10 protein-coding genes and 1 tRNA gene are annotated in these 12,370 nt (G+C 61.0%); 9 read left to right on the forward strand and 2 right to left on the reverse strand.

Annotation, left to right across the window (positions count from 1 at the left end):
* Both ACTIE1_RS09515 and ACTIE1_RS09520 read left to right on the forward strand, forming a co-directional pair.
* Entirely contained in the window at window positions 1-1,155 is a 1,155-nt protein-coding gene (locus ACTIE1_RS09515) for an ABC transporter permease (protein WP_439563067.1), read from the forward strand.
* Window positions 1,152-2,294, forward strand: coding sequence for an ABC transporter permease (locus tag ACTIE1_RS09520; RefSeq protein ID WP_439563066.1), 1,143 nt, complete (start codon window positions 1,152-1,154; stop codon window positions 2,292-2,294). The genes ACTIE1_RS09515 and ACTIE1_RS09520 overlap by 4 nt, the downstream gene beginning before the upstream one ends.
* Before the next feature lie 145 nt (window positions 2,295-2,439).
* On the opposite strand, the gene ACTIE1_RS09525 is transcribed toward ACTIE1_RS09520, so the two are convergent.
* On the reverse strand, window positions 2,440-3,324 hold the full coding sequence (locus ACTIE1_RS09525; protein ID WP_439563065.1) for a LysR family transcriptional regulator: 885 nt from the start codon (window positions 3,322-3,324) through the stop codon (window positions 2,440-2,442).
* Between the two features lie 137 nt (window positions 3,325-3,461).
* Here ACTIE1_RS09525 and ACTIE1_RS09530 point away from each other — a divergent pair, with 137 nt between their 5' ends.
* From ACTIE1_RS09530 to ACTIE1_RS09555, 6 genes are read left to right on the forward strand one after another with little or no spacing between them, the layout of a single operon-like run.
* Window positions 3,462-4,436 carry an ABC transporter permease gene (locus ACTIE1_RS09530; protein ID WP_439563064.1) on the forward strand — a complete coding sequence of 325 codons (975 nt, stop codon included), beginning with the start codon at window positions 3,462-3,464 and terminating at the stop codon, window positions 4,434-4,436.
* Complete coding sequence (locus ACTIE1_RS09535) at window positions 4,433-5,359, forward strand: ABC transporter permease (protein ID WP_439563063.1); 927 nt, start codon at window positions 4,433-4,435, stop codon at window positions 5,357-5,359. The genes ACTIE1_RS09530 and ACTIE1_RS09535 overlap by 4 nt, the downstream gene beginning before the upstream one ends.
* Window positions 5,356-6,327, forward strand: a complete 972-nt coding sequence (locus ACTIE1_RS09540; protein WP_439563062.1) for an ABC transporter ATP-binding protein — start codon at window positions 5,356-5,358, stop codon at window positions 6,325-6,327. The genes ACTIE1_RS09535 and ACTIE1_RS09540 overlap by 4 nt, the downstream gene beginning before the upstream one ends.
* A complete protein-coding gene (locus tag ACTIE1_RS09545) occupies window positions 6,324-7,304 on the forward strand; it encodes an ABC transporter ATP-binding protein (protein WP_439563061.1) in 981 nt (326 codons plus the stop codon). The genes ACTIE1_RS09540 and ACTIE1_RS09545 overlap by 4 nt, the downstream gene beginning before the upstream one ends.
* A gap of 17 nt (window positions 7,305-7,321) precedes the next feature.
* The gene (locus ACTIE1_RS09550) at window positions 7,322-8,875 is read left to right on the forward strand and encodes an ABC transporter substrate-binding protein (protein WP_439563060.1); all 1,554 of its coding nucleotides are present in this window, start codon (window positions 7,322-7,324) and stop codon (window positions 8,873-8,875) included.
* Between the two features lie 5 nt (window positions 8,876-8,880).
* Entirely contained in the window at window positions 8,881-10,731 is a 1,851-nt protein-coding gene (locus ACTIE1_RS09555; protein ID WP_439563352.1) for a CocE/NonD family hydrolase, read from the forward strand.
* 303 nt (window positions 10,732-11,034) lie between these two features.
* Here the strand turns inward: ACTIE1_RS09555 and ACTIE1_RS09560 are convergent.
* Window positions 11,035-11,121: transfer RNA gene (locus ACTIE1_RS09560), tRNA-Leu, on the reverse strand.
* A 169-nt stretch (window positions 11,122-11,290) separates the two neighbouring features.
* Between ACTIE1_RS09560 and ACTIE1_RS09565 the strand changes: the two genes are divergently transcribed.
* Entirely contained in the window at window positions 11,291-12,283 is a 993-nt protein-coding gene (locus tag ACTIE1_RS09565; protein ID WP_439563058.1) for a complex I NDUFA9 subunit family protein, read from the forward strand.
* Window positions 12,284-12,370: the final 87 nt, after the last annotated feature.

Consider the following 12,370-nt stretch of genomic DNA (forward strand, 5'->3'; position numbering starts at 1 on the left):
ATGCTGGCGGTGATGCTGCGCGAATTCCGGCTGATCCTGCGCCGTCCGGCCCTGCTGGGGCTGGTGATTGTGCTGCCTGTGGTCATGCTGCTGGCGCTGACAGGTATCTTCCGCGCAGGCATCCCGTCCGGCATGGCCGTCACTGTGGTGGATCTGGATCGCTCGGATCTGTCGCGCAGCATTACCCGTATGCTGGATGCGGCCCCTGAAATCACGGTGCGGGAACAGGCGCTGGGCCTGAGTGACGCGCGCGCGCAGATCATCGGGGGGCAGGCGCGTGGCGCGGTCTATTTGCCGCAGGGGCTGGAGCGTGAGATCCTGCGCGGTGCGCGCCCCGAGATCGTGATCTTCTACGACAACCAGCACATGAGCGCGGGGTCCATGGTCGCGCGGGGGGCGCGCGGTGCCATTGATACAGCGCTGGCCGGTCTGCGCCTGTCGGTCCGGCAAGGTCAGGGCGAAGCGCCTGTACAGGCCATGGTCAGCATCCAGCCCATTCCCTTGCAGGCCCATGCGCTGTTCAACCCTGCCTTTGACTATGTGCATTTCCTGCTTGCGGCCCTTGTGCCGACAGTGTTGCAGATCATCGCAGCGGCGGCGACCGCCTATGCCATTTCGCTGGATTTCGGGCCGGGGCGGCATCCGCAGGTGCTGGCACGCATGGCGGGTGGGGTCTTGCCTGCCATGCTGGGCAAAATCCTGCCCTATACTCTGGTGTTCCTGCTGATCCTCGGGCTGTCTGATATCGCACTTTATGGCTGGCTGGGTGTGCCCCTGCGCGGGTCATTGCTGCTGATGGCCACAGGTGCCGTGCTGTTTGTGCTGGGCGTGCAACTGATCGGCGCGGCGGCTTTCGTGCTGACCCGCGACATGGGCCGTGCGGCTAGTATCATCGCGGTAATTACCGCCCCGGCTTTCGGCTTCATGGGGCTGGGCTTCCCGCGCGAGGCCATGTCGCAACTGGCGCAAGTCTGGGGGGCGCTGATCCCCGGCACATGGTATGTGCAATTGCGCATCGACCAGTCCCTGCGCGAGACACCGCTGGATATCTCGGTCTGGTCGGTGGTTTGGCTCGCCTGCATTGCTTTTGCGCTGGGGGCTTTGGTGCTGCTTCGACTGGTCAAGTTACGCCGCGCGATCGAGGCCGCAACATGAGCGATATTCTGACCGCCCTGCGCGCCGAGTTTCGCGGCATTTTTGGTGACCGTCAGGTGCGGTTGATCATTCTGGCCGCGCTGGTGATCTATGCGCTGGTCTATCCCTACCCCTACCGCGCAGAGCTGTTGCGCGATGTGCCGGTGGTGCTGGTCGATCTGGACCGCTCGACCAGTTCGGCGGAACTGGCGCGGCGCGTCGATGCGGCTGAAGCTGTGGGACTGCGCCATGACGCGCCCGACATGATCACGGCCACCCGTCTGGTGCAGGAACGCCGCGCATATGGCGTGCTTTTGATTCCCGAAGGGTTTGAGCGCGCGCTGTTGCGCGGCAATCAAAGCCCCGTCGCGCTGTATGCGGATGCCAGCTATTTCCTGATGTATCAGCGTGTTATGCAAGGCGCCGCCGTGCCCCTGCGCCAGATGGGGGCCGAGGTCGAGATGGGCCGCCTGATCGCGCAAGGCACGGCCCCCGATGTGGCGCTGGCGCAGGTCAGCCCCGCTGCACAGGTCGAAGTGCCGCTGTTCAATCCGGCGGCAGGCTATGCGACTTATGTGCTGCCCGCGGCCTTCGTGCTGATCCTGCAACAAACCATGCTGATGGGGCTGGCGTTGGTCGCGACACGGCGCGGGCAGGGGCTGGGGCACCCGGTCTGGCGGGTTCTGGGGCGCATGGGGGCTTGGGGCGCGCTCTATGCGTTGCTGCTGCCGACCTATCTGATTGTTCTGCCAGCGCTTTATGGCCTGCCCAATCTGGGCAATGTGGCGGCTGTGCTGATGCTGGGTTTGCCCTTCGTGCTGGCAACCGGACTGCTGGCGCAATGCATCGCGGCCCTGTTCCGGCACGGCGAGGTGGTGCAGGTCGTGCTGCTGGCCGTGGGGCTGCCCTTTTTCTTCCTGTCAGGCTTTGCCTGGCCGGTCGAGGCCATTCCCGCACACCTGAACTGGATCGCGCAGATCATTCCGTCGACGGCGGCCATAGATGGCCTTGTGCGCGTCAGCCAGATGGGCGCGACGTTGCCGGACATTGCACACCGCCTTTGGCATCTTTGGGGGCTGGTCGCCATATTCGCAAGTGTCGCGATCTGCCTAGAGGTGTTTGCGCGCCCTTGCAGAAACGCGGATCATCAGCGCGGATGATCGTATCGGGGGCAACAAAACGCGCAACGGCCGAATACCTTTTTGGGGTGACTTCGGACAGGTGATGTCAGCTAAGGTTCTGGCAAAAAAAGACAATGTTGGGGCACTGCGTCAGGACTGGTGCCCATAAACGTGGTTCTCGTCCTTATCGCATCTGCAAAATTTCCTGCGACACTCCTTGGATATGGTGCGAGAATGCCGCCAATGTTCGCGGACGTGAAGGGTTCTTCAAATACGCCAGTGAGAAGCTGTGCTGAAGCGCCGAGGAAAAAGGCCTGCACACAAGTCCATCGCCGGATTCCCCCCGCGCAAGAAGTGCATTCGCAATGGTGACACCCAGCCCTTCGCGCACAAAGCTGCACGCGGCACTGACGGCTTGTGTTTCGATCAGGATTTCCGGTCTTATTCCGGCCTGAAGAAACATTTGATCCAGTTGAACACGGAAGGGCCGGTTGCGACCCAGCAAGATCAGCCTCTCGGATTTCAGGTCCATCGGATGGATCTGGTGTTTGCGCGCAAGCGGGTGATCCTCCAGTAACACGACATCGGTGCCGACGGTGACCAGATCGATCGAGTCCAGCGCCGGATGCTCGACCGGTGCCTTGACGAACCCCAGATCCACACGCCCTGACGCAACAGCGGCGACGATCTCGTAATACGACATGATCTCGGCGATGATCTTCTGGCCGGGCCTGTCCACCTGCAAGCGACGCATGGCGGGGGCGATGATGCGGGTTACGACCCCTGCTGGTGCGGCTACGCGCAGCGGCATTGCCGTCCGGTCAACTTGGGTCAGCAGCCCCTCGACGCCTGCAAGGGTGCGTTCAACATCGGGCAGCAGCAGTTCGGCTGCTTCGCGCGGGGTTAGCCTGCCATTGGCGCGGATGAACAGCCGCTCGCCTGTGGCGGCCTCAAACTCCGCCAGCAAACGACTGACCGAGGGCTGCGAAACCCCCAGCAGGCGTGCGGCCTCGACTGTGGAACCGGTCTGCATGATGGCGCGAAAGGCGCGGATGTGGCGAATCTCCATCTATTCACCATACAAATACCCGCATAAGAATTCATCATAAGATTGCAAGATGAATTGCAAGAGTCGATCCTTCACGCAAATCAGCGCGGTCATGCACCGGCAAGAGTGCCAACACCGCGCAAACCGGGAGTGCAGATTTGGTCTATGTCATCAGACGTTTGCTTCAGGCAGTCTTTCTGGCGCTGGTCATGTCGTTTCTGGTGTTCACCGGAATTTTTGCGGTGGGCAATCCCGTCGACATTCTGATCGACCCAGAGGCGACACAGGCCGAGCGCGTACGACTGATTGCGCAGCTTGGGCTGGACCGCCCGTTTCACGAGCAATATTTTGTGTTCCTTGGCAATGTGCTGCAGGGCGATTTCGGCAACAGCTTTGTCTATAACCGGCCCGCCCTTGGGTTGATACTTGAACGCATGCCCGCAACGCTGGAGCTGGCGTTTGCCGCCATCGTGATTGCGGTGGTGCTGGGTATTCCGCTGGGCATGTATGCCGGGCTGCGCCCCGGAACCGCAGGCAGCCAGACGGTTATGGCCGGATCGATCCTTGGGTTCAGTGTGCCGAATTTTTGGCAGGCGATTATGCTGATCATGATCTTCGCAGTCATGCTGGGCTGGTTTCCGGTGTCCGGTCGGGGGCAAGTGGGCGAGTTTATGGGCATCCGGTCCAGCCTGTTCACGCTGAACGGATTGCAGCATATGGCGTTGCCAGCAATCAATCTGGCCATCGGGCATCTGGCGCTTGTCATCCGGCTGGCGCGTTCGGGCACGCAGGAGGTGAAGGCGCAGGATTTCATCCGCTTCGCCCGCGCCAAAGGGTTAAGCGAGCCGCGCATCGTGATGGTTCATCTGCTGCGTAACATCCTGATCCCGATTGTGACGCTTGTGGGCATGTCATTTGGCGGGTTGATCGCCTTTGCAGTGGTGACCGAGTCCATTTTTGCATGGCCGGGTATGGGCAAGCTGATCATCGACTCGATCCGCCAGTTGGATCGCCCTGTTGTGGTGGCCTATCTGATCGTCATCGTGGTGATCTTCATCATTCTGAACCTGCTGGTTGATTTGCTTTACTCGCTGATTGATCCGCGCATCCGGCTGGATGGGGCGAAGCAATGAGCGATATATCTGTCCCCCCCGCCGTGCAGACGCCGGAGGCCACGCCCCCGCCGGAGCGTCCGGTGTGGCGGATCATCCGCGATTTCCGCAAAAGCCCGCTGGCGCTGTTCGGGCTGGCGTTGCTGGTCCTGATCGTTCTGGCCGCATTTCTGGCACCATGGATCACCCCGCAAAACCCATATGACCTGCGCAGCCTGAGCATTATGGACAGCCGCCTTGCGCCCGGCGAGGTCGGATTTTCCGGTGTCTCGTTCTGGCTGGGAACGGATGGGCAGGGGCGTGACATGTTCTCGGCCATTCTGTACGGGCTGCGCATCTCGTTGATGGTGGGGGTGATTGCCTGCACCTGTGCCCTGATCCTTGGTCTGACATTGGGCCTTGTCGCGGCGTATTTCGGCGGGCGGATCGACACCGTCGTCATGCGGCTGGTCGATTTGCATCTGTCCTTCCCGCCCATTCTGGTGGCGCTGATCCTGCTTGCGATCCTTGGGCGCGGGCTGGAAAATATCATTCTGGCGCTGATCATCGTGCAATGGGCGACCTTCGCGCGCATGGCGCGCGCAACCGCCCTGTCCGAACGCGGGCGCGAATATATAGAGGCCGCGCAAAGCCTTGGCCTGTCACGCACGCGCATTCTGTTCGGCCACCTGCTGCCCAACTGCCTGCCGCCGATGATGGTGCTGTACACGGTCGAGATTGCCAGCGCGATTGCACTGGAAGCCACGCTGTCCTTCCTTGGGGTCGGACTGCCTGCCACGCAACCCAGTCTGGGCCTGCTGATCGCGAACGGCTTTCAGTTCGTGCTGTCGGGCCAATACTGGATCAGCGTTTTTCCGGGCATCGCGCTATTGCTGCTGATCGTGGCGATCAACCTTGTGGGTGACCGGCTGCGCGATGTGCTGAACCCAAGGAACATCACATGAGCCTGTTGGAAATCGACAATCTACAGACGCATTTCTACACCTCTGGCGGGGTCGTCAAGGCGGTTGACGGGGTCAGTTACCGCGTGGAGCGGGGCGAGGTTCTGGCCGTGGTGGGCGAAAGCGGGTCCGGCAAATCCGTCACCGGCCTGTCGGTGATGGGGTTGATCGAAGAACCCGGACGTGTGGTCGGCGGATCGATCCGTTTTGACGGGCGCGAGATTGCCAATCTGCCCGCGCATGAGATGCGGAAGCTGCGCGGCGCGCGCATTGCCATGATCTTTCAAGACCCGATGATGACGCTGAATCCGGTTTTGCGTGTTGACACACAAATGGTCGAAACCATCCACGCGCATCGGGATATGTCAAAATCTGATGCATGGGCGCTGTGCCGTGACACGCTGGGCCGCGTGGGCATTCCTGCGCCGGACGAACGGATGCGCGCCTTTCCGCACCAGTTTTCCGGCGGCATGCGCCAGCGTGTGGCGATTGCTATTGCGCTGTTGAACAAGCCCGATCTGATTATTGCGGATGAACCCACCACGGCGCTGGATGTGACCATTCAGGCGCAAATTCTGCACCTGATGCAGGGGCTGGTCGAAGAAGACGGCACCGGCCTTGTCTGGATCACGCATGATTTGTCGGTGGTGGCCGGATTTGCCGACCGCGTGGCCGTGATGTACGCGGGCGAGATTGTTGAACAGGCCACGACTGACGGGCTGATTGACGCCCCGCAACACCCCTATTCGCGCGGGCTTATCGGATCTGTCCCGTCACGCAACCGGCGGGGCGCGCGGCTGGCGCAGATTCCCGGTGGCGCGCCGCCCGCGCTGAACCGTCCTGAAGGGTGTCGTTTCGCGCCGCGCTGTGCCTACCGGATGGCGGGCTGCGAGGCGCCCCAGGCCCTTCGCGACAATGTGCGGTGCTGGCGTTCGGGTGAACTGCCCACCTTTGAGGAGGTGCTGGCATGAGCGCGCTTCTGACGCTGGAAAATGTGTCCAAACGGTTTTCCAGACCGCAGGATTTCGCCGTGCGTCTGGCGCGCAGGCTGGGGGCGCGCATCCCGAACGAGACTGTGCATGCGGTTGATGATGTCACGCTGTCGGTGAATGCGGGCGAGGTTGTGGGGCTGGTGGGCGAATCCGGTTGCGGCAAATCTACCCTTGGGCGCGTGGCTGCGGGCATACATGCGCCAAGCGCGGGGCGGTTGTTGTGGAAGGGCGAACCGGCCACCGGCACACGCGCGGCGCGCCTGAAAGTGCAGATGGTGTTTCAGGACCCCATGTCCTCGCTCAATCCGCGCCACAGGGTGGACCGGATTATCACTGAGGCCCCGCGCTTTCATGGGCAGATTGCCGCGCGCGAAGCTGACAGTTTTGCGGCCGAGTTGCTGGAAAAGGTCGGGTTGGACCCGAATTTCCGGTCGCGCTATCCGCACCAGTTTTCCGGTGGCCAGCGCCAGCGGATCGCCATCGCGCGGGCCTTGGCGGTGAAACCGGAGATCATTGTGGCGGATGAATCCGTCAGCGCGCTGGATGTGTCGGTGCAGGCGCAGGTGCTGAACCTGTTTATGGACCTGCGCAGTGAATTGGGGCTGGCCTATCTGTTCATCAGCCATGATCTGGGCGTGGTGGAACATATCTCGGACAGGGTGTTCATCATGTATCTGGGCCGCGTGGTTGAAGAAGCCCGCACCGAGGATCTGTTCGCTGAACCACTTCATCCCTATTCGCGCGCGCTTCTGGACGAAGTGCCCCGCCTGACCAAGGGCAAGCGCCGCTTCCAGCCGATCAGGGGCGAAATCCCCTCACCACTCAACCCGCCTTCGGGTTGTCATTTCCACCCCCGCTGCCCGCTTGCAGACGGGGAATGCCGCGCCATGCGCCCTGCCTTGCGGCAGATCGCACCGGGGCGCACCGTTGCCTGCCATAAGGTGGCAGGCCCATAACAGGGAGTTACAACACCATGACAAAACTATCGCAATTTTTGGGTGCAACCGCACTTGTCGCGCTGATGGCAGGTACTGCGGGTGCACAAAGCATCACTGCGGGGCTTGCAGCTGCGCCATCGTCCATGGACCCGCATTTTGCCACGACCGGCCAGAACCAGCAGGTTGCTGCGATTCTGTATGACCGGCTGATCCATATTGGCCCGGATGGCAATTTTGTCCCCGGACTGGCCACGGAATGGAGTGTGTCCGACGACCGGCTGACATGGACCTTCACGCTGCGCGAAGGTGTCACCTTCCATGATGGCAGCCCGTTCACTGCTGCCGATGCTGTGTTCACATTCGAGCGTATTCCCGAAGTGCCCAACAGCCCCGCGCCGTTCACCCAGCGGCTTGCCGCGATTGAAAGCGCAGAAGCGGTGGATGATCACACGCTGGTCATCACCACATCCGCGCCAGCACCGGGCCTGCCCACAGACCTGTCCACCATCTACATCGTGTCGCAAAATGTGGCCGATGCCGAAAGCGCGGATTTCGACCGTGGCACGGCAGCGATCGGCACAGGCCCTTACCGTCAGGTCAGCTATAGCCCCGGCGAGAATCTGGTGATCGAGCGCAACCCCGATTACTGGGGGGATGCGCCTGAATTTGAGGATGTGACCATCCGTTTTCTGGACAATTCCGCCAGCCGTGTGGCGTCCTTGCAGGCGGGCGAGGTGGATTTCATCGACGCCGTGCCGCCCAACGATCTGGACCGCCTGCGCGAGATGGCTGACGTGACTGTCGTGGCGGCGCCATCGGCGCGGATGCTGTATATGGGTGTGGATCAGTTGGAAGATACCACCATCCAGATTGACCCGTCCGTGGGCAACCCGTTCCGCGACCAGCGCGTGCGCGAAGCGCTTAGCCTTGCGATCAATCGCGAAGCGATCATTGACCGCATCCAGTTCAATTCCGGCGCACCGGCCAACCAGTTCGCGCCCGAAGGGATCTTTGGCCATAACCCCGACATTCCGCAGCCCGAATACGCCCCCGAGCGTGCGCGTGAACTGCTGGCGGAAGCAGGCTATGGCGACGGCTGGTCAATGACTATTCACGGCCCTGCCGGACGCTATGTGAATGACACCGATGTGTTGCTGGCCATCGGGCAGATGTGGTCACAGGTGGGGCTGGATATCGAGGTCGAGAATGTGCCCGCCAATGTCTATTTCGGGCAGGCGACCGCGCGCGAATTTTCGGCCTTCATGGTAGCCTTTGGCATCACCACGGGCGAAAGCAGCCTTGCGCTGCGCAATGTGCTGGGCACGGCTGATGAAGATCGCGGCTGGGGGTCCAACAACCGTTTCCGCTATTCCAGCGAGGCGTTTGATGCAGCCCTTGAGCGTGCATTCGAGGCGTTTGAAGATGCCGACCGCGAAGCCGCGTTGCAGGAAGCGGCCGCAATTGCCGCCGAGGATGTGGCGCTGATCCCGCTATATTGGGAAGGAAACAACTGGGCTGTGCGCGGTGAAATCGACTTTACGCCCAGCCCCGATGGCCGTTCGCTGATCACCAATCTCAGCCAGCGGTAATGACAATGTCGGTTGCCAGTAAAAAGACAAAGGCGCACGCGCTGCGCGATGTGATGGTGCCGATGCGTGATGGCATCCGGCTGGCAACGGACGTGTTCTTTCCCGAACATGCGGGCCATGGACCATGGCCCGCAATCCTTGAACGCACCCCCTATGACAAGCGCGAAGCGCGCATCAATGAATATACGCGCGACCATCCGGACGTGTTTGGCCGCGAAGAACTGGCGCGGTTTTTCACCGGGGCGGGTTTCGTTGTTGTGTTTCAGGATTGTCGCGGACGATACGGGTCCGAGGGCCGTTTCACCAAATACCGTGGCGAGGCAGAGGACGGGTTCGATACCCTTGACTGGATTGCCCGACAGGACTGGTGTGACGGGCAGGTGGCCACGATGGGCATGTCCTATTCCGCCCATACCCAGATGGCCAGCGCCTGCCTGAACCCGCCCGCATTGGCCGCGATGATCTGTGATTGCGGTGGGTTCTCCAACGCCTATCAGGGGGGTATCCGCTTTGGCGGCGCGCTGGAGTTGAAGCAGGTGACATGGGCCTTCCGGCACGCGCTGCGGTCGCGTGCGGCTGCCGCCGACCCTGTCGCAAAAGCAGCGCTTGAAGCCATTGACCTGCGCGACTGGATGCATCGCCTGCCATGGCGCGAGGGGCATTCGCCCCTGTCGCCTGTCCCGGATTACGAGCAGTATCTGTTCGAGCAGTGGACGCATAACACATTCGATGACTACTGGAAAATACCGGCGCTTTATGCTGCGGGCTGGCACCAGACCATGCGCAAGATACCCAGTGTGCATATTTCCGGCTGGTATGATCCCTATGCCGTCACTGCGGTCGAGAATTTTACAGGATTGCAGGCCGCAGGGCATGAAACCAGCCTGATCCTTGGCCCGTGGACACATGGCAACCGCTCGCGCAGCTATGCAGGGGATGTGGATTTCGGGCCGGATTGCATGTTCGAGGTGGGCACGGGGCTGGATTTCGTTCAGTTCCGCATTGAGACATTCCGCCGCCATCTTCTGCGCGCAGATCTGCCGGCAGGTCCGGCTGTGCGCTATTTCGTCATGGGGGGCGGGGACGGTCGGCGCAATTCCGCGGGACGCATGCAACATGGCGGGCGCTGGCATGTGGCGAATTCGTGGCCACCCGAAACCTCGGTGCCAGCGCAACTGTTTCTATGTGCTGCGGGCAGCTTGAGTGATGCACCTGCCGAAACTGCGGGCAAGCGAAGTTTCGTTTTCGATCCGGAAAACCCCGTGCCCACAATCGGCGGGCCAATCACCTCTGGTGCCCCGCTGATGGTTGGGGGCGCGTTCGATCAGGTCGAGACGCAAGAGCTGTTCGGGAACACAACCCCCGGTATGCCGCTGGCCAGCCGTGCGGATGTTCTGGTCTTTGAAACGCCGCCCCTTGAGCGCGCGATGACCATCGCTGGCAATGTCTGCGTGCGGTTGTTCATCAGCTCGGACCGCCCGACAACGGACATTACCGCGAAACTGGTGGACGTGTATCCGCCGTCGCCTGATTACCCGCATGGCTATGCCATGAACCTGTCAGACGCAATATTGCGCACATGCTATCGTGACGGGTTTGAACACCAGCGCCCCCTGCCAGAAGGGGAGGTTGTCGAAGTAACCGTGCGCCTGTACCCCACCGCAAACCGGTTCGAGATCGGCCACCGGATCCGGCTGGAAATATCATCGTCGAACTTCCCGCGCTTTGACGTCAATCCAAACCACGAGGTTGGACAAGATTTAAGCGCCGTGAAGTGTCGGGCGCTGAACACGCTCTATTTTGGACCAGACCATCCCTCTTGCTTGCAATACAGCATGTTGCTTGGGGATCAGTAGGCCCTTCGTCTGGCACACATATCCGGAAGTCCACGCTATTGGCGGTCGTGGGCGTCAGGGCGCATGGTCACTTTTGCAAGGTATTGCAGATGGAATTCAGCAAGGCCCCAAGTGTCTCACTTGCCTGTGGCCCGATGGCGTGGGCAAGGCGGCGCTGATGGAAAAAGTGCTGCGCAAAAAGCGCGACCCGACTTACGCGACCCGACGCAATAAGCAATGCCCAAGGGGTCTATAAGTAAGGAGTGTCTGCGCAACCTGCCCATCTGATTAGCTCATACATATCAGCTATTTAAGCTGAAAGCATGGTGCCCAGGAGAGGACTCGAACCTCCACGCCCGTACGGGCACTAGCACCTGAAGCTAGCGCGTCTACCAGTTCCGCCACCTGGGCAGGTTGCGTGAGGGGGTGTTTATGGCGCAGCGCGGGTACTGTCAACGGGGGAAATGAAGGAAAAATGCCGCGCATGAAAAAAACCGTTCGGGCTTGTCGTAGGCAGTGTGCAGGTCTATTGATGCGGGCAGGAAACCACAGGTGTTGAACCGCAGGCGGAGGGCGCAGCATGACGCAGCTTGTTACCATTTTTGGCGGGTCCGGTTTCGTCGGGCGATATATTGCGCGGCGTATGGCGAAAGCGGGCTGGCGGGTGCGCGTGGCCGTGCGCAGGCCAAATCAGGCGCTGCATGTCAAACCGTATGGCAGCGTCGGGCAGGTGGAACCTGTGTTTTGCAATATCCGTGATGATGCATCTGTGCGGGCCGTCATGCAGGGTGCGGATGCGGTGGTAAATTGTGTGGGCATACTGGGTGAAGTCGGGCGCAACCGCTTTGACGCAGTGCAGGCCGAAGGCGCGGGCCGGATTGCACGCATTGCCGCAGAATTGCAAATTGCACGGATGGTGCATGTCTCGGCAATCGGGGCGGATGCGCAGTCGGACAGCAAATACCAGCGCAGCAAGGCCGAAGGTGAGTCGCAGGTGTTGCAGCACTTCCCCGCCGCCGTGATTCTGCGCCCGTCGGTCATATTCGGGGTTGAGGACCAGTTCTTCAACCGCTTCGCAGCAATGACGCGGTTTTCCCCGTTTCTGCCTGTTGTCGGCGCGGATACGCGTTTTCAGCCGGTCTATGTGGATGATGTGGCAAAGGCAGCAGAAGCCGCGCTGTGCCGCGATGTTGCTGCCGGTGTCTATGAACTGGGTGGTCCTGACACGGCCACATTCCGCGAATTGATGCAGACCATGCTGGCGGAAATCCGGCGGCATCGTGTCATCCTGAATGTGCCGTTTTTTGTTGCGGGGCTTATGGGCGGGGCGCTGGACATTGCACAAAAACTGTCGCTGGGCCTGTTCACCAACACAGTTCTGACGCGCGATCAGGTTCGCAACCTGCAACGTGATAATCTGGCCAGTGACGATATGCCGGGGTTGGCCGCGCTGGACATAACCCCGACCCCCATGAGTTCGGTGTTGCCATCGTATCTGTGGGTTCACAGGCAGGGTGGTCAATATAAGGCCATTCATGAATCTGCGGCACGGTTGCGCGATACACAGAACTGAAGATCACGCTTATGAATAATGCCCGCCGCACGGGGGTGCGGCGGGCATTTGCGTTGCGGTGATGCTGTGGGCAAGAAATACCGTCGA

The organism is Roseinatronobacter sp., assembly GCF_051859525.1.
Classification (GTDB): Bacteria; Pseudomonadota; Alphaproteobacteria; order Rhodobacterales; family Rhodobacteraceae; genus Roseinatronobacter.